Source organism: Sphingomicrobium lutaoense, from assembly GCF_014195685.1.
GTDB classification, from domain to species: Bacteria; Pseudomonadota; Alphaproteobacteria; order Sphingomonadales; family Sphingomonadaceae; genus Sphingomicrobium; species Sphingomicrobium lutaoense.
Genome location: NZ_JACICF010000001.1, coordinates 787,285 through 805,182, shown reverse-complemented (window position 1 = coordinate 805,182; position 17,898 = coordinate 787,285). Strand labels below are relative to the sequence as shown.

11 protein-coding genes and 1 tRNA gene are annotated in these 17,898 nt (G+C 63.9%); 5 read left to right on the top strand and 7 right to left on the bottom strand.

The genetic code is table 11. From position 1 onward, the window contains the following. Positions 1–13: 13 nt before the first annotated feature. Together FHS50_RS03745 and FHS50_RS03740 are read right to left on the bottom strand one after the other, a co-directional pair. Complete coding sequence (locus FHS50_RS03745) at positions 14–1,225, bottom strand: exo-beta-N-acetylmuramidase NamZ family protein (protein WP_183933039.1); 1,212 nt, start codon at positions 1,223–1,225, stop codon at positions 14–16. Continuing rightward, the gene (locus FHS50_RS03740) at positions 1,225–1,737 is read right to left on the bottom strand and encodes a DOMON-like domain-containing protein (protein WP_183933038.1); all 513 of its coding nucleotides are present in this window, start codon (positions 1,735–1,737) and stop codon (positions 1,225–1,227) included. Before FHS50_RS03740 ends, FHS50_RS03745 begins: the two co-directional genes overlap by 1 nt. 65 nt (positions 1,738–1,802) lie before the next feature. Here FHS50_RS03740 and tyrS point away from each other — a divergent pair, with 65 nt between their 5' ends. Next, positions 1,803–3,023, top strand: coding sequence for a tyrosine--tRNA ligase (gene tyrS, locus FHS50_RS03735; RefSeq protein WP_183933037.1), 1,221 nt, complete (start codon positions 1,803–1,805; stop codon positions 3,021–3,023). Positions 3,024–3,609: 586 nt separating this feature from the next. On the opposite strand, the gene recG is transcribed toward tyrS, so the two are convergent. Continuing rightward, positions 3,610–5,661, bottom strand: coding sequence for an ATP-dependent DNA helicase RecG (gene recG, locus FHS50_RS03730; protein WP_183933036.1), 2,052 nt, complete (start codon positions 5,659–5,661; stop codon positions 3,610–3,612). 103 nt (positions 5,662–5,764) lie between these two features. On the opposite strand from recG, the gene FHS50_RS03725 reads away from it, so the two are divergent. Beyond that, complete coding sequence (locus FHS50_RS03725) at positions 5,765–6,025, top strand: FAD assembly factor SdhE (RefSeq protein WP_183933035.1); 261 nt, start codon at positions 5,765–5,767, stop codon at positions 6,023–6,025. Beyond that, on the top strand, positions 6,022–9,501 hold the full coding sequence (gene mfd / locus FHS50_RS03720; RefSeq protein ID WP_183933034.1) for a transcription-repair coupling factor: 3,480 nt from the start codon (positions 6,022–6,024) through the stop codon (positions 9,499–9,501). The genes FHS50_RS03725 and mfd overlap by 4 nt, the downstream gene beginning before the upstream one ends. 34 nt (positions 9,502–9,535) lie before the next feature. Here the strand turns inward: mfd and FHS50_RS03715 are convergent, their stop codons facing one another. Further along, a complete protein-coding gene (locus FHS50_RS03715; RefSeq protein WP_183933033.1) occupies positions 9,536–10,351 on the bottom strand; it encodes an EAL domain-containing protein in 816 nt (271 codons plus the stop codon). A gap of 87 nt (positions 10,352–10,438) precedes the next feature. Here FHS50_RS03715 and FHS50_RS03710 point away from each other — a divergent pair, with 87 nt between their 5' ends. Then, positions 10,439–11,242 carry an NAD kinase gene (locus tag FHS50_RS03710; protein WP_407696048.1) on the top strand — a complete coding sequence of 268 codons (804 nt, stop codon included), beginning with the start codon at positions 10,439–10,441 and terminating at the stop codon, positions 11,240–11,242. A gap of 60 nt (positions 11,243–11,302) precedes the next feature. After that, positions 11,303–11,377 (top strand) — tRNA-Asn (locus FHS50_RS03705). 173 nt (positions 11,378–11,550) lie between these two features. Here FHS50_RS03705 and putA read toward each other — a convergent pair. The 3 genes from putA to trxA form a co-directional block, all read right to left on the bottom strand. Continuing rightward, on the bottom strand, positions 11,551–14,688 hold the full coding sequence (gene putA, locus FHS50_RS03700) for a bifunctional proline dehydrogenase/L-glutamate gamma-semialdehyde dehydrogenase PutA (RefSeq protein WP_183933032.1): 3,138 nt from the start codon (positions 14,686–14,688) through the stop codon (positions 11,551–11,553). 26 nt (positions 14,689–14,714) lie between these two features. Then, on the bottom strand, positions 14,715–17,447 hold the full coding sequence (secA, locus tag FHS50_RS03695) for a preprotein translocase subunit SecA (RefSeq protein WP_183933031.1): 2,733 nt from the start codon (positions 17,445–17,447) through the stop codon (positions 14,715–14,717). Positions 17,448–17,568: 121 nt separating this feature from the next. Then, positions 17,569–17,889 (bottom strand): thioredoxin TrxA, encoded by a 321-nt coding sequence (trxA, locus tag FHS50_RS03690; protein WP_183933030.1) that lies wholly within the window; start codon positions 17,887–17,889, stop codon positions 17,569–17,571. Positions 17,890–17,898 lie beyond the last annotated feature (9 nt).

Genomic DNA, 17,898 nt, shown 5'->3' with positions numbered 1-17,898 from the left:
GCGGGCAGGCTCCTCAGCGATAGAGAAGATAGGGCTGCCGCTCTTCGGTCCAAGCATCCTCGTCCGGCGAACTGATCGCGTCGAGCTCGCCGGGCCCGGCTGCCTTGTCGTCCACCCATTCGCGAAGACCGGTGCCGCCATTGATCACGTCGATGGCAAGCACGTCCTCGGTATATTCATATTTAAAATCCTTGCCCCGCCAGATCTCATAGTCGGGATAAAGCGAACGGATCGCCTTGAACGCCAGCGCCTGCAGCCGCCACGGCCGGAACTTATCATGCTCGTAGAAGCGCCCCTCGGCATGCACCATGACGCCATTGCACAACTGGCCCGCATGCTTGTGAAAGGTCGGCTCGAACCAGCATTCGCGTAGCGCGCATCCCGCCAGCCAGTTGGGCGCGATCCGCTCCATCTCGGTCAGCACCGCCCGCGCGTCCACATCGGGCGCGCCGAACAGCACTTCCAGGGGCCGCGTCGTTCCCCGCCCCTCACTCAGGGTCGCTCCTTCGAGCATCACCGTTCCCGCATAGGCCCGCGCCATGTTGAGGCTCGCGGCATTGGGCGACGGGTTGATCCACAGGCGACTCTCGGGCCAGCCATGCCCGGGCGCGCCATCGGGCGCATAGCCCTCCATCGAGATCACCCGATATTCCACGTCGAGCTTGAAATGGTCGATGAACCACGCCCCCAGTTCGCCCAGCGTCATCCCGTGCCGCATCGGAATGGGCCCCGCGCCGACAAAGCTTTCCCACCCGGCCTTCAGGGTCGTCCCCTCGATGGGCCGCCCCGCGGGGTTGGGCCGGTCGAGCACCCACACCGCCTTGCCATGCTCGGCAGCGGCCTCGAGAATGTAGAGCAGCGTGGTGATGAAGGTGTAGATGCGGCAGCCAAGGTCCTGCAGGTCGACCAGCACCACGTCGAACGTACTCATCATCTGCCTGGTCGGGCGGCGCACCTCGCCATAAAGGCTGAAAACCGGGATGCCATGAACCGGATCCATCTCGTCCGGCGTCTCGACCATATTGTCCTGCTTGTCGCCCTTGAGGCCATGCTGCGGCCCGAAGGCAGCGGTCAGCTTGACGTCATCGAGCGCCGCCATCGCATCGAGACTATGGACCAGATCTTCGGTCACCGATGCAGGATGCGCGCACAAGGCCACGCGGCGCCCTACCAGCGGCGCGCGCAGCGAGGGATCGGCCAGCAGGCGGTCAATGCCCAGTTTCATCAGATATCCTCGATTGGCAGGACGAAGCCCGCAGGATGGTGGAAATCGGGATGGCCTTCGGGATGCGCCAACGCCCAATAGCTTTTGGTGCCGTCCTTCTCTTCGATCACCGCAGTCAGCGCAAGCGCATCGACCTTGCCGAGATTGGCCGACAGCCGTGCCGACAGATGATATTCGCCGGGTGCCTGCCCCGTCTCGATCGACACCGTCGCCGCGGCATCGCGCTGCCCGTGACGATAGTCGTCAAAAGCATAGGCCGCATAGGAACCCGAGGGCGAAAAGTTGAATTCTCTGTAGGACTTGTCCTCGCACGCAGCGAAACATTCGAAGCAGCTCTGCTCCCACAGTCCGTCGCGACGCACCGGCTCTTCGGGCGGCGGCAAATCAAGCTGCGCGACATCGCCTTTCACCCGATAATCGAAATGCCAGATGCTGCCTTCGCAGCGCACCTCGGCCTCGATCGCCTCGATGGCGCGCGGGGGATGGTCAGGATGAGGGACAAGCTTGGGCATGGCCCGCTTTCTCGCCCTCTCCATCGGGTGTGGCAAGCGGCAATTTGCGCTGCTAGGGGCAAGGCATGAAATATCAGAGCAGCCTCCTGCAGCTTCTCGAAAGCCGCGACTATATCCACCAGCTCACCGATGCCGAGGGCTTGGACGCCCTCGCCGCGAAGGAACAGGTCACGGGCTATGTCGGCTTCGACGCCACCGCGCCCAGCCTCCATGTCGGCAGCCTCGTGCAGATCATGCTGCTGCGCCGTCTCCAGCAGGCGGGCCACCGCCCGATCGTGCTGATGGGCGGAGGAACGACCAAGGTCGGCGATCCCTCGGGCAAGGATTCAAGCCGCCAGCTGCTCTCGGAAGAAGCGATCCAGGCCAACATCGCCTCGATCCGCAAGGTGTTCGAACGCTTCCTCGATTTCGACGGGCCGAACGGCGCGATCATGGTCGACAATGACGACTGGCTCTCGACCCTCTCCTATCTCGAGCTTCTGCGCGACGTCGGCCCCCATTTCACCGTCAACCGCATGCTCACCTTCGACAGCGTGAAGCTGCGGCTCGACCGCGAACAGCCGCTTACGTTCCTCGAATTCAATTACATGATCCTCCAGGCCTATGATTTCCGCGAACTCTATCAGCGGCATGGCTGCCGGCTTCAGATGGGCGGCTCGGATCAATGGGGCAATATCGTCAACGGGATCGAGCTCACGCGGCGCATGGGCGGCGAGGAGGAATTGTTCGGCGTCACCACGCCGCTGATCACCACCGCCGATGGCAAGAAGATGGGCAAGACCGCGGCGGGCGCGGTCTGGCTCAATCCCGACCAGCTCGGCCCCTACGACTATTGGCAATTCTGGCGCAACACCGCCGATGCCGACGTCCTCAAATTCCTGAAGCTCTTTACCGACATCCCGCTCCAGACCATTGGAAAATATGCGGAATTGGAAGGCCAGGAAATCAACGAGGCAAAGATCGCGCTGGCCGACGCGGCAACCGCCATGCTCCACGGCGAGGAAGCGGCGCGCATGGCCAACGAGACCGCCCGCAAGACCTTCGAACAGGGCGCGAGCGACGACAATCTCCCCAGCATCGCTTCGAACGGCTCGATCTCGGTGCTCGATGCCCTCACCGGCCTCGGCTTCTGCGCCTCGAACGGCGAGGCCAAGCGCAAGATCAAGGAAGGCGCGGTCAAGCTCGACGGCGCGCCCGTCACCGACCCGCAACTCCTGATCGCGGTCGTCGGCCAACCCGCCAAACTGTCACTGGGCAAGAAAAAGCACGGATTGCTGCTCCCCTAGTGCCTGCGCAATCGTCCCGGCCCCGCTTATCGGTGGCTTTGGGGTGGGAAGCGGACGTTTAATCGCGGCTTGAAGGCAGTTTGAGAAATTCACTTACCAAGGACTTGTCTTTCAAAACCTCATGCATGGTTCTTCCCTTTAGAGAGACCTTCCAAAGATTTATGGACGTGAGCGCCGTAGTAAGTGTTGGGAATTGACAGCCGAGACTTTCGAGCTTTGCAATTCGTCGCTTGTCCATTCTCTGAGTTGCCTGCCACGTATCCCAATGAAGTAAGCAAACGTAAGCGGCGAAGCCCGCAAGGACCGGGAGGAAAATGATCGAGGGAGTGCGAAACCATCCGAGCATATCCGGGATGGCCAAGAGGCCAATTGCGACCACGCCTTTCGTAAGTTGCCACCTTAGCCAGTAACTCAGGTCCCTTGTGTCGCGCCGATAGCTTGATCGGATGATTGACCGGCTGCGCACATAGCGCCGCCACCGCGAGATCGGGTTCAACTGCATGGATCAATAATAGCTCTGCTGGAAAAATTGTAACAGCTGATGAATCCTCAAATGTCCGGCATGGGGTCGTTAGCAGACCGCGCATCAACCCCCTTTCAGAAGCCCGACCGCCGCATCACGCTCGAATAGGTAAAGACAAATCCGCGCAGCCTGGCCGCGTTCGCTTTCCAGCCCTCCATCGCGCTCGATCAGCAGCCGCGCATCTCCCTGTGCCGCCGGGGCAAGCTCCACCACGTCTTCGGGGGCGGCGAGGCGGAAACCCTGTTCGCCCGACTGGCGCGTACCGAGGATCTCGCCCGGGCCGCGTAGCCGAAGATCCTCCTCGGCGATGCGAAAGCCGTCATTGGTCTCTCGCATCAGCGCAAGCCGCGCCCGCGCGGTCTCGGAAAGGTCGCTTCCACGTAGCAGGACACAGCGGCTCTTGCCCTCACCCCGCCCCACGCGGCCACGAAGCTGGTGCAGCTGCGCCAACCCGAACCGCTCGGCGCCCTCGATGATCATCAGCGTGGCGTTGGGAACATCGACCCCCACCTCGATCACCGTGGTCGCGACCAGCACGTCGATCCGCCCTGCGGCGAATGACGTCATGACAGCATCCTTCTCCTCGCCTTTCATCCGGCCATGTACGAGGCCCACCCGCGCATCGCCAAAGCGCTGGCGAAGCACCCGCGCCCGCTCCTCGGCGGCAGCCGCATCCACCGCCTCGGATTCCTCGACCAGCGGGCACACCCAATAGGCCTGCCCCTTGGCGTCCATATGCCGCCCCAGTCCCTCGATCACGTCGCCCAGCTTGGAATCCGAAACCACCAGCGTCTCGATCGGCTGGCGCCCGGGCGGCAGTTCGTCGATCTGGCTGACATCCATCTCGCCATATTGGGTGAGCGTCAGGGTGCGCGGAATGGGCGTTGCGGTCATCGCGAGGAGATGCGGCGGATGCCGCCCCTTCTCGGTGAGCAACAGACGCTGCGACACGCCGAAACGATGCTGCTCGTCGACCACGATCAGTCCGAGGTCATGATAATCGACCTTCGACTGGAAGATCGCATGGGTGCCGACGAGGATATGGATCGACCCGTCGGCAAGACCCATCAACACGCTTTCACGCGCCTTGCCCTTCTCGCGCCCGGTAAGGATCGCGACATTGACGCCAATCGCCTCGCATTGCCGCTTCAAAGTCTCATGATGCTGGCGCGCAAGAATTTCGGTGGGCGCCAGCATCGCCGCCTGCGCCCCGGCCTCGACCGCGTGGAGCATCGCCAGAAGCGCGACCAGCGTCTTGCCCGACCCCACATCCCCCTGCAGCAGGCGCAACATCGGCCGGTCCTGCGCCATGTCGCCGCGGATTTCCCCGATCACCCGCGCCTGCGCCCCGGTCAGCGAGTAAGGGAGCGACAGCCTGGCAGAAATCGACCCGTCCCCGTCGAGGGGACGCGTACGCCGCCGCCGGCTCGCCTGCCGGATCAACAGCAGCGCCAACTGGTTCGCGAAGAGTTCGTCATATACCAATCGGTTACGCGCCGTTTCGGATGTCTCGTGCGAATGCGTCCTGGCCAGCGCGCTGCGCCAGTCTGTCCAGTCCTTTCTCTGCTTGAGCGAGGGCTCGATCCATTCGGGTAGCTCGGGCGCTCGCTCCATTCCCGCCTGCACCAGTTCACGCATCCTTTTGTTGGTCACCCCTTCGGTCAAGGGATAGACCGGCTCGCGAAGCAACGGCTCGGCACCCTTTTCCAGCACCTCGGGATGCACCATCTGCAATTCCTCGCCATAGGCGTCGAGCTTGCCCATCACGGTGCGGGTCTCGCCCATCGGCAATTGCTTCTTCGCCCATCCGGGATTGTGGAAAAAAGTGAGCGTCAGCACGCCATCCTCGCCGTCCCGGGCAAGAATGCGGGTCGGCGCGCGCCCCCTTCCCTCGCGGATCTGGAACGGAGTGACGTCAACGATCACGATCCGCCCGACCAGCGAATGGCTCACCGCAGGCGCGCGCACCCGCTCGATCGTCCCGCTAGGCAGATGGAAGACGAGGTCAAGCGCCCGGACGATCTTCAACCGCGCCAATGCCTTGGCAAGACGCGGCCCCACCCCTTTCAGGGCTTCGACTTCGGCGAACAATGGCTGGAGAATCTCGGGCCGCATCGGCTCATCCCTAGCGAAAAGCTGGACGAACGCCTACATGGCGCGCGTGGCGACCCGCTGGCAATCCTGCCTGCGGGCATTTTGGCATGGGATCGAACGGCATATGGACGAGCTTCGCAGGGCGTTGAGATATCGGGCATGGCATCGCGGCACGCGCGAAGCCGACATGATGATCGGCGGCTTCTTCGATGCCCATAATGCCGATTGGGATTCGCACGATCTTGCTCTCTTTGCAGCGCTGCTTACCGAAAGCGATGTCGACATCATGGCCTGGGCGATCGGAACCCAGCCCGTTCCCGAACGCTATCAGGGTTCGATGATGGAAGCCCTGAAAAAACTCGACTTCATTGAGCTTCCCCGGTGAGCGAGCCGCTCCCGCGCATCCTCGAGGCGACCGGGCCGCTCACGCTTTCCAGCGTCCCTACGGGCTATCTTCCCTGGCTCGCGACCGACCTCGCCCGCGCTGCCGCTCGCAAGGGCGGCCGCGCCGTGGTCATCGCTTCGGACGAAGCCGCGATGCGCGCGCTCGCCGACACCGCCCCCGTCTTCGCGCCCGATGTCGAGATCATCGGCCTGCCCGCCTGGGACTGCCTCCCCTATGACCGCTCCAGCCCCGCGCTGCGCGTCATGGCCGAGCGTCTCGGCGCGCTCGCCGCGCTGGTCGACAAACCCGCCGGCCCCCAGCTCCTCGTCACCACGGTCAACGCGGTCAGCCAGCGCATGCTCGCGCCCGACCGCGTCGCCGCGCTTACCCGCCGCCTCGAAGAAGGCATGGAGCTCGACCGCGACGAGCTGATCCGCATCCTCGCCGCCAATGGCTATGCCCGCGTCGACAGCGTCCATGACGCCGGCGAATATGCCGTGCGCGGCGCGATCGTCGATCTCTTCCCCGCGGGCGCCAAGCAGGGCGTCCGGCTCGATTTCTTCGGCGACGAGATCGAGACGATGCGCAGCTTCGACCCCGCCGACCAGCGCTCGAGCGGCCGCGCTCCCGCCTTCACGCTCATGCCCGCTTCGGAAGCGATGCTCGACGAAGACAGCATCAAGCGCTTTCGCACCGGCTATCGCGAACGCTTCGGCGCCACGGCGACCAGCGACCCGCTCTACCAGTCGGTAAGCGAAGGCCGCCGCATGGCGGGCATGGAACATTGGCTACCGCTGTTCGAAGAGAGTTTGGCCGATTTCGGCGACTATCTGCGCGACGATGACGTCATCCTGCGCGATGCCAATGCCGACCAGGCGATGACCGCACGCCTCGAAAGCGTGCGCGACTATCATGACAACCGCAAACGGGTCGAAGCCGCCGAAGCCGGCAGCTACCGCCCTCTCCCGCCTGACGCGCTCTATCTCTCCGAAGAGGAATATGAAGCGCTGAAAAAGGACGCGCCCGTCCACCTCGCGTCGCCCTTCCCCGAGCCCGAAGGCGAAACCACGGTCGATTTCGACGTCGCGGGCCCCCGCGATTTCGCCGCCGAGCGCGCGCAGGGCGCCAATGTCTACGAAGCGGTCGCCGCCCATATCGACAAGCTGCGCGGCGACAAGCGCAAGGTCATCCTCGCCAGCTATTCCGAAGGCGCGCGCGAACGGCTCTCGGGCCTCCTACAGGACCATGGCGTCACGTCGCAGAAGATGGCCGACAACTGGCAGGAAGCCCTCGGCGCCAAGGTGCCGACGCTGATCGTCCTCCCGCTCGATCATGGCTTTACCACTCCCGAGGTCGCGGTCCTTTCCGAACAGGACATGCTCGGCGACCGTCTGGTGCGCCGTCACAAGCGCCGCAAGAGCGCCGATGCCTTCCTCGCCGAACTTTCCGCCATGACGCCAGGCGACCTGGTGGTGCATGAGGAACATGGCATCGCCCGCTACGAGGGCCTCACCACCATCCAGGTGATGCAGGCACCCCACGATTGCATCGCGCTCGAATATCATGGCGGCGACAAGCTCTACGTGCCGGTCGAGAATATCGACGTCCTCACCCGCTATGGCGGCGGCGACGAAGCGGTCGCGCTCGACCGGCTCGGCGGCGAGGCATGGCAGCGCCGCAAGGCGCGGATGAAGGAGCGCATCCGCGAGATTGCGGGCGAGCTCATCAAGGTCGCCGCCGCGCGCGCCACCCGCAAGGGCGAGGTCGCCGAACCCGACAGCGCCTTCCCCCAGTTCGTCGACCGCTTCCCCTATGAGGAAACCGACGACCAGGAACGCGCCATTGCCGACGTGCTCGAGGATCTGGGCAGCGGCAAGCCGATGGACCGGCTGGTCTGCGGCGATGTCGGTTTCGGCAAGACCGAGGTTGCCCTTCGCGCGGCTTTCGTCGCCGCGATGGAAGGCATGCAGGTCGCGGTGATCGCCCCCACCACCCTGCTCGCGCGCCAGCACCACGCCAATTTCACCGAGCGTTTCCAGGGCTTCCCGATCAACATCGGCCGCCTTTCGCGCCTCGTCCCGGCCGCCGAGGCCAAGCAGGTTCGCGAAGGCCTCGAAAAGGGCAATGTGGATATCGTCATCGGCACCCATGCGCTCCTCGGAAAAACGGTCAAGTTCAAGAAATTGGGCCTCGTCATTGTCGACGAGGAGCAGCATTTCGGCGTCGCCCACAAGGAACGGCTGAAAAAGCTCAAGAATGACGTCCACGTCCTCACGCTCACGGCAACGCCCATCCCGCGCACGTTGCAAATGGCGATGAGCGGGCTGCGCGAACTGTCGGTAATCCAGACCCCGCCGGTCGATCGCCTCGCGGTGCGCACCTATGTCATGCCCTTCGACCCGGTGGTGATCCGCGAAGCCCTGCTGCGCGAACATTATCGCGGCGGGCAGAGCTTCTATGTCGCTCCGCGTATCGCCGACCTGCCCGAGATCGAGGAGTTCCTCCGCGAAGAGGTTCCCGAGGTCAAATATGTCGTCGCCCACGGTCAGATGGGCGCCAGCGAGGTCGAAGAGAGGATGAGCGCCTTCTACGACCGCAAATATGACGTGCTCTTGTCGACCACGATCATCGAAAGCGGGCTCGACATCCCCACTGCCAATACGCTCATCGTTCACCGCGCCGACCGCTTCGGCCTTGCCCAGCTCTATCAGCTGCGCGGCCGCGTGGGCCGGTCGAAGACGAGAGCCTATGCCTATCTCACCACCCCCGAACAGCGGCTGGTGAGTGAAAGCGCGGCCAAGCGTCTCCAGGTGCTTGCCAATCTCGACAGCCTCGGCGCGGGATTCCAGCTCGCCAGCCACGATCTCGACCAGCGCGGAGCGGGCAATCTCCTCGGCGACGAACAGTCGGGTCATATCAAGGAAGTGGGCTTCGAACTCTACCAGTCGATGCTCGAGGAAGCGATCGCGCAGCAGAAGACCGGCGGCGATGACGACCGCCCCTCGCACCTCAGCCCGCAGATCAATGTCGATGCCCCGGTGCTCATCCCCGAGGATTATGTCGCCGATCTCGACCTTCGCATGGGCCTTTACCGCCGCCTGGGCGAACTGGAGGACCGCGCCGCGATCGACGAGTTCGCGGCCGAGCTCATCGACCGCTTCGGTAAGCTTCCGCACGAAGTGCAGAACCTGCTGCAAGTCATTGAGACCAAGATCAATTGCCGCACCGCGCGCATCGCGAAACTCGACATCGGCGCCAAGGGCGCGGTGGTCACCTTCGCCGAGGACGGCTTTCCCAATCTCGAAGGGCTGCTGGCCTATATCGAACGGCTCAAGGGCTCGGCCAAGCTTCGCCCTGACCAGAAGCTGCTCGTCAGCCGCAACTGGTCGACCGAGCATGAACGACTGGAAGGCGCTCTCAATCTCTCACGCGGCCTTGCCCGCGTGGTGAAGCATGGGAAGAAGAAAGCCGCCTAGGAGGTCCCGTGTGTCGAAGAGGGGAACATACCTCCTAGGCGGCGAGCGAAGCTGAAACGAAGCGGCCCAATTCCTCTTCGTTCAAGGCTTCGGCACCCAGAAAACCCTGGTAGAGATCGCCGCCCCAGCTGGCGATCAGTTCAAGCTGCGCGGCGCTCTCGACCCCTTCGACCACCACGTCGAGGCCCAGTTCATGCGCCAGATGGATCATCGCTCGCACCACGATCCGGTCGCGCGATCCGCCGACGATGTCGGTAATCAGCCCCCGGTCGATCTTGAGGCAGTCGATCGGCAGGCTGGTGAGATAGGCAAGGCTCGAATAGCCCGTGCCGAAATCGTCGATGGCAATGCTCACCCCTGCTTCGCGCAGCCGCGACAGGCGGTTGGCGGCCGCCTTGGGATCGGCGACAAGGCTGTTCTCGACGATCTCGACGGTAAGGCGCGACGGCGCCAGCCCGCTTTTCTTCAACCGTGCGAGCAGATCGTCGATCATTTCGTCGCCGGCAAATTCGCAGGGAAGCAAGTTGATCGAGAGGCCGACCTCGGCAAGCGCCCCGGTCCAGCGCGCCGCCCGGCGCATTGCCTTGTCCTGCACCGAACGCGAGACGCATTTTTCAAGGCCCGCGCGGCGCGCCCGTTCGAACAACGGCCCTGCCCCGCCCTCCCAGCGGGCCAGGGCCTCAACCGCGATCACCCGACCGCTGGCAGGCTCGATCTGCGGTTGAAAAAGAATGGAGATGGCATCTTCCTCGATCGCCTTGTGCAGGGCGACGTCGACAAGTTCGGCGCTTCCGCTGCGGCGTTCGGCCACGCGGCGTCCATGTTCGGGAAGAAGGTCGTGATGGGGCATGGCGATCTTCTGGCACCGCCCCGCGCGGGGAGGCAACGCGCCGTCCCCCACCTGCCCCGCATCGGGACAGTGGCGCTTTCAGGCAAAATGCCTATGGTCGCGGGCATCATGATCACGCTCGACCGCATTGCCCTTCTCGCTTCGCAGCGCGCCACCGCCCAGGAAGCGCGCGCCGAGCTCGAAAGCCGCTACCGCTTCGCGCCCGTCGAGGATGCCGAAAAGGTGCTCGCACTGGGCGGGGACGGCTTCATGCTCCGCACGCTCCACCAGATGCTTGAAACCGGCCTTCCCAATCTCCCGGTCTTCGGCATGAACCGCGGCACGGTGGGCTTCCTGATGAACGAATGGCGCGACAATGACCTCGCCGCCCGTCTCGCCGCCGCCAAGCCGATCAAGATCACGCCCCTCTGCATGGAAGTCGAGACGGTCAGCGGGAAGAGCGTCCGCCATGCCGCGATCAACGAGGTCTCGCTGCTGCGCGAAACCGGCCGCACGGCGAAGATCGCCATCACCGTCGCGGGCCGCCCCGCGATCGATGAACTGGTATGCGACGGCGTGATGGTCGCGACGCCGGCAGGCTCGACTGCCTATAATCTCTCGGCGGGTGGGCCGATCCTGCCATTGTCCGCGAACATGGTCGCGCTCACTCCGATCAGCCCCTTCCGCCCCCGCCGCTGGCCCGGCGCGATCCTGCCCGAGGACACGGCGGTGCGCTTCGATGTCCACGATCCCGACGACCGCCCGGTCGCCGCGGTCGCCGACCAGTTCGAGGTGCGCGACGTGCGCTCGGTCGAGGTCAGCCTCGACCCCGAACGCAAGCTCACGCTGCTCTTCGACCCCGACCACGCCCTTGATGAACGCATCGCGCTCGAACAATTCGCCGTCAGCTAAACTGATGGTTGCATGAGCCGCGCGAATCGTTATACGCCCTCTTCACCGCCTTCGGGCCGCTCCCCGATAGCTCAGCGGTAGAGTAGGTGACTGTTAATCACTTGGTCGTTGGTTCGAATCCAACTCGGGGAGCCATTTTTCTCAAAGCACCGATGCATAGCGAAAGCGACGCGAAGCAAGCGTCGCTATGCGAGAGATGCTGCGAGCGGACGGCCTGCGCGCCATAGCGCGACAGGACCGACGGGGTCAGGCCGCCCTGACCCCGCTCTCACCTCCCGAAAAATTCAACGCAGAAGCCGCGCTCGACCCTACCCCTCGATCGCCGCCATCAGGCTCGCATTGCCGCCTGCGGCAGTCGTATCGACACAGGTCACGCGCTCGGTCGCGAAACGGGTCACATAATGGGGTCCGCCCGCCTTGGGCCCGGTGCCGCTCAATCCCTCGCCGCCGAACGGCTGGCTTTCCACCACCGCACCGATCTGGTTGCGGTTGATGTAGAGATTGCCCACCCGCGCGAGGCGCTCGACGATGCGGCGGTTGTTCTCGATCCGGCTCTGCAACCCCAGCGTGAGGCCATAGCCGGTGCGGTTGATCGCATCGATGACCTTTTCCAGGTCGCCCGCCTTCCAGCGGATGACATGGAGGATCGGCCCGAAATTCTCCTGCGTCAGCTGCTCGAGATGCTCGATCTCGTACATCGAGGGCGGCACGAAATAGCCATGTGCCAGGCCTTCGGGCAGGTCGCGGCGAACGATGCACTTGGCATGATGATCGAGCCAGTCGAGGTGACGGCGAAGCGACTGGCGCGCAGCCGCATCGATCACCGGCCCGACATCGGTGCGAAGATCGCGCGGATCGCCGATCGTCTGCGCTTCCATCGCGCCCGCGATCATGCGGATCATCTCGTCGGCAACATCTTCCTGGATGTAGAGAACGCGAAGCGCACTGCACCGCTGCCCCGCCGACTGGAAACTCGACGCCACGACGTCACGCGTCACCTGCTCGGGCAAGGCCGAGGAATCGACGATCATCGCATTCTGCCCGCCGGTTTCGGCGATCAGCGGCACGATGGGCCCGTCGGTGCGCTCGGCAAGCGACCGGGCGATCAGCCGCGCGGTATCGGTCGAACCGGTAAAGGCCACCCCGGCAGTGAGCGGATGGCTGGTCAGTGCCGCCCCGACGCGCCCGTCGCCCGGCGTCAGCTGGACGATGTCGCGCGGGATCCCCGCTTCATGCATCAGCCAGATCGCATAATCGGCAATCAGCGGGGTCTGCTCGGCAGGCTTTGCCATCACCGCATTGCCCGCCGCAAGTGCCGCCGCGACCGGCCCGGTGAAGATCGCCAACGGGAAATTCCACGGGCTGATGCAGGTCCATACCCCGCGCCCGTGCAGACGCAATTCGTTCAATTCGCCCGTCGGGCCGGGAAGCGGCACCGCATGGGTGAACTTCGCCCGCGCCTCGGAGGCATAATAGCGAAGGAAATCGACTGCCTCGCGCACTTCGAGGATCGCGTCGGGCAGCGTCTTGCCCGCTTCGCGCATGCACAGGCTGAAGAAGACTTCGCGATGCTCCTCGAACAGGTCGGCCGCCTTGTCGAGCCGCCGCGCCCGCTCCTCGCCGCCCAGTGCATCCCAGGCAGGCTGCGCCTTGGCCGCGGCGGTCAATGCGGCATCGATCGCCTCGTCGGTCGCTTCATGCGCCACGCCCACTTCGATCCGGTCGTCATGCGGGCTGGTGATGCGGCGGATGGGATGCTCGCCGCGATTGCGCTCGGTCGGCCGCGCTTCGTGGGTACGCTCCTCGAGCTTGGCGAGACGCTCCATCAGGGGCTCACGCACCAGCGGGTCGGAAAGGTCGATGCCCGCGCTATTGGGACGTGCCGGCCCGAAGATCTGGTCGGGCAGCGGGATCATCGGATTGCGCTTGGGCTCGAGCGTTTCCAGTTCGCCCACCGGATCGCGCACCAGTTCCTCGGCGGTGAACTTCTCGTCGGCAATGCGATTGACGAAGCTCGAATTGGCGCCATTTTCAAGGAGCCGCCGGACGAGATAGGCCAGGAGTTCCTTGTGGCTCCCAACCGGCGCATAGATGCGCACCGGGGTCGGCTGTTCGCCAATCCCTTCCTCGAGCGCGCGCAGCTCGGTGTAGAGGTCATCGCCCATCCCGTGCAGCCGCTGGAATTCGAACCCGGGCTCGCCCCCGCGCGGCCCCGCGATCGCCTTGATCGCCCCGATGGTGTTCGCATTATGCGTCGCGAAAGCGGGAAAGATGACGTCTGACGCATCAAGCAGCACCTTGGCGCAGGCCAGGTAGGAAACGTCGGTGGTGATCTTGCGCGTGAACACCGGATAATCGTCGAGCCCCGCCACCTGCGCGGCCTTGATCTCGGTATCCCAATAAGCGCCCTTCACGAGGCGGACCAACAGCTTGCGGCCATATTTGCGGCCAAGATCGGCGGCCCATTGGCAGGTCGGCACGCCGCGCTTCTGATAGGCCTGGATCGCCATGCCGAAGCCTTCCCAGCCCCCGGCGAACAAGCCATCGTCGGCCGCGATCGCCTCGATGATGTCGAGCGAAAGTTCGAGCCGGTCGGCTTCCTCGGCGTCGACGGTCAGATGGACATTGGCCGCCGCGGCCTTCTCGCACAGCCCGCGCAGCACGGGGACGATCGCCGCCTTGGCTTCCTCGGCATGGCTCCATTCGTAGCGCGGATGGAGCGCCGAGAGCTTGACCGAGATACCCGGCGCGCTCTTCCAGCTGTCATCACCGCGCGCTTCCCTGGCGATCCGCTCGATCGCGGCGTCATAGGCCTCGGCATAACGCCGCGCATCGGCATGGGTCATCGCCGCTTCGCCGAGCATGTCGAAACTGTGCGTCAGGCCCCGCGCCCGCTCGGGGGCCGCGCGCTTCAACGCTTCGCCGATGGTCCGGCCGAACACGAACTGCTTGCCAAGGATCCGCATCGCCTGGCCGACCGCGGTGCGGATGACAGGCTCGCCGAGCCGACCGACCGCCCGGCCCAGCGTCGCCTTCCAGCCATCGGCCGTGTCATTGGCCTCGTCGAGCACCCGCCCGGTAAGCAGCAGCGAAAAAGTCGCCGCGTTGACGAAGGTAGAGCGCGACTGGCCCAGCTTCTCGGCCCAGTCCGGCCCCGACAATTTGTCGTGGATGAGATCGTCGATAGTCTCCGCATCGGGAATACGAAGCAGCGCCTCGGCAAGGCACATCAGCGCGACGCCTTCCTCCGAACCGAGGTCATAGGCCTGCAAGAAGGCATCGAGCCCCTTGGCCTTGTGCTCGCGCATCGCGTTGACGAGGCTCGTGGCCAGCGCTTCGGCTTCGCGCTGCTGGGTTTCCGAGAGACGGGCCTCTTCGATCCGTGCGAGCGCAAGGGCGTTTTCCTCCGCCCGATAGGCCAGACGGAGCTGATGACGATCGATCATGGTGGGGGACTTCCGAAAATGGATACTCAGGCGACGGCGCCGTGGCAGTGTTTGTACTTGCGGCCAGAACCGCACGGACAGGGCGCATTTCGGCTCGAAGGCGCAGGCACCTCGTCCTTGCCCGAACCCTCGGGCATTTCGGGACGCGGGCTCTGGCGCGGCGGCAACCGGCTCATCACCGCGCCGGTATCGGCGTCCACGTCGGCGGTGTCGTCATCGCCGGACAAGGGGTCGAAATGGCTGGTGATGAAGTCGGGCAGGTCCGGTACGGTCGCCGGCTCGGGCTGCTGGATGCGCACCTTCATCAGCGCGCGCGTCACTTCCTCGCGGATCGTGATCAAGAGCCGCTCGAACAGCATGAAGGCTTCCTGCTTATATTCGTCGATCGGCTTGCGCTGGGCATAGCTGCGAAGGAAGATCGCCTGGCGAAGCGCGTCGAGCGTCGCGAGATGCTCCTTCCAGTGATAATCGAGCGTCTGGAGCATCTTCTGCTTCTCGAACAGCGGCCAGCGCTCGGGATCGGCCTGCGCCTTCTTCTCGGCCATCTTGGCATCGGCCATTTCGGAAAGGCGCTCGATCAGCAGTTCCTGCTCGACTTCCTCCTCGTTGAGCCAGTCCTCGATCGGCGGCTGGAGGTCGAGCACGTCATCGACCGCTTCCTTGAAGCCCTCGACATTCCACTGCTCGGGATAGGTGCCCGGCGGGCAATGGGTCGTGACGATCCCGGCGATGGTGTCGGCGCGGAAATCCTCGACCACGTCGGAGACATGGTCGGCATCCATCACTTCCTCGCGCTGCTCGTAGATGACCTTGCGCTGGTCGTTCATCACATTGTCGAATTCGACGACCTGCTTGCGGATGTCATAGTTTCGCGCCTCGACCTTCTTCTGCGCGGTCTCGATCGCCTTGGAAATCCAGGGATGGGTAATCGCCTCGCCATCCTCGAGATTCTTGTTCATTAGGCGCGAAAAGGCCGTGTCGGGGCCGAAGATGCGCAGGAGGTCATCGTCGAGGCTGAGGTAGAAACGGCTCATCCCCGGATCGCCCTGGCGACCCGAACGGCCACGCAGCTGGTTGTCGATGCGGCGGCTTTCGTGCCGCTCGGTGCCGAGCACGAACAGGCCGCCCGCCTGCTTCACTTTCTCGCGCTCCTCGGCGACTTCGGCCTTGATCCGCTCGATCGCCTTGTCCCGCTCGGGGCCGGGCTCCATGTCCTTCAGCTCGTCCTCGATCCGGAAATCGACATTGCCGCCCAGCTGGATGTCGGTCCCGCGACCGGCCATGTTGGTCGAGACGGTCACCGCGCGAAGCCGGCCCGCCTGCGCCACGATATGCGCTTCGGTCTCGTGGAAACGGGCATTGAGGACGCTATGCTCGATCCCTTCCTTCTGGAGGAATTCGGACAGCATCTCGGATTTCTCGATCGACACGGTACCGACCAGCACGGGCTGACCCTTTTCCTGGCGCGCCTTGATCTCCTTGGCGATCGCCGCGAACTTGTCGTGGATATTCTTGTAGAATTCGTCGTCCTCGTCGATCCGCTGCACCGGCAGGTTGGTGGGGATCGAAACGACATTCATCCCGTAGATGTCGAAGAATTCGGGCGCTTCGGTCAGCGCGGTACCGGTCATGCCCGACAACTTGGGGTACATGCGGAAATAGTTCTGGAAGGTGATCGAGGCGAGCGTCTGGTTCTCGGGCTGGATCTCCACCCCTTCCTTGGCCTCGACTGCCTGGTGCAGGCCGTCGGACCAGCGGCGCCCGTCCATCATGCGGCCGGTGAATTCGTCGATGATGACGACCTTGTCGTCCTTGACGATATAGTCGGTGTCCTTCTTGAGGCGCTTCACCGCCTGCAGGGCCTGGTTCACATGGTGGACCACCTGCGTATTCTCGACCGCATAGAGATTGCCGCCCTCGATCAGACCCTCGGATTCCAGGAGGCGCTCGACCTTTTCGGTCCCGTCCTCGGTCAGGACGACGCTGCGCTGCTTCTCGTCGAGCTCATAATCCTCGGGCTCGAGCTGCTTCACCAGCTTGTCCACCGCGATATAAAGCTCGGACTTGTCCTCGGTCGGACCGGAAATGATCAGCGGCGTGCGCGCTTCGTCGATGAGGATCGAGTCCACTTCGTCGACGATCGCGAAGTTGAAAGGCCGCTGGACCATCTGCTCGCGGCTCATCTTCATATTGTCGCGCAGATAATCGAAGCCCAGCTCGTTGTTGGTCGCATAGGTGATGTCGGCCTGATAGGCTTCCTTGCGCTGGAAATCGGGGATGTTGGGCACGATCACCCCGACCGTCAGGCCGAGGAAATTATGGACCTGCCCCATCCATTCGGCATCGCGCGTGGCGAGATAGTCGTTGACCGTGACGACATGGACGCCCTTGCCCGGAATGGCATTGAGATAGGCCGCCAGCGTCGAGACCAGCGTCTTGCCCTCGCCGGTGCGCATCTCGGCGATCTCGCCGCGATGGAGCGCGATGCCGCCGATCATCTGCACGTCGTAATGGCGCTGCCCCAGGGTGCGCTTGGCGGCTTCGCGGACCGTCGCGAAGGCCTCGGGAAGCAGATCATCGAGGCTTTCGCCATTTGCGTGCCGCTCGCGGAAACGGGCGGTCTGCGCCTTCAGTTCGTCATCGCTCATCGCCTCCATCTGCGGCTCGAAGCCGTTGATGGTATCGACGATCCTCTGCAGCTTGGCGACATAACGGTCGTTGGATGAGCCGAAGATGCTCTTGGCGATGGCGGAAAACATCGAAATTCCTCAAAATGCAAAGCGCGGAATGCAGCGTTTCGCCGTCACCCCCGCGCGCGCGAAAAAGATGGGGCGCGATGTAGGGTGCGCCCCACCGTTCGTCAATCGAAGTGACAGCGGACTAAAGCTCGCTTTCGACCCACTGCTGGATCTGTCCGCGCGGTGCCGCTCCGACTTTCTGCGCCACCACTTCGCCATTCTTGAACAGGAGCATGGTGGGGATGCCGCGAACGCCATATTTGGCGGGTGCTTCGGGATTTTCGTCGATATTCACCTTGGCCACGGTCAGCTTCTCGCCAAGATCGTCCGAGATTTCTTCCAGCGCGGGGGCGATCATGCGGCACGGGCCGCACCATTCCGCCCAGAAATCGACGAGCACGGGCTTGTCGGAGGAAAGGACATCGGACTGGAAACTGTCGTCGGTGACGGTCTTGGTAGCCATGGATAATAT

Excerpts from the sequence above, each read along its gene's own strand:
- trxA (WP_183933030.1), bottom strand. The coding sequence starts at position 17,889 with ATGGCTACCAAGACCGTCACCGACGACAGTTTCCAGTCCGATGTCCTT.
- putA (WP_183933032.1), bottom strand. The coding sequence starts at position 14,688 with ATGATCGATCGTCATCAGCTCCGTCTGGCCTATCGGGCGGAGGAAAAC.
- secA (WP_183933031.1), bottom strand. The coding sequence starts at position 17,447 with ATGTTTTCCGCCATCGCCAAGAGCATCTTCGGCTCATCCAACGACCGT.
- FHS50_RS03740 (WP_183933038.1), bottom strand. The coding sequence starts at position 1,737 with ATGCCCAAGCTTGTCCCTCATCCTGACCATCCCCCGCGCGCCATCGAG.
- FHS50_RS03725 (WP_183933035.1), top strand. The coding sequence starts at position 5,765 with ATGGACGAGCTTCGCAGGGCGTTGAGATATCGGGCATGGCATCGCGGC.
- recG (WP_183933036.1), bottom strand. The coding sequence starts at position 5,661 with ATGCGGCCCGAGATTCTCCAGCCATTGTTCGCCGAAGTCGAAGCCCTG.
- FHS50_RS03745 (WP_183933039.1), bottom strand. The coding sequence starts at position 1,225 with ATGAAACTGGGCATTGACCGCCTGCTGGCCGATCCCTCGCTGCGCGCG.
- FHS50_RS03715 (WP_183933033.1), bottom strand. The coding sequence starts at position 10,351 with ATGCCCCATCACGACCTTCTTCCCGAACATGGACGCCGCGTGGCCGAA.
- tyrS (WP_183933037.1), top strand. The coding sequence starts at position 1,803 with ATGAAATATCAGAGCAGCCTCCTGCAGCTTCTCGAAAGCCGCGACTAT.
- FHS50_RS03710 (WP_407696048.1), top strand. The coding sequence starts at position 10,439 with ATGCCTATGGTCGCGGGCATCATGATCACGCTCGACCGCATTGCCCTT.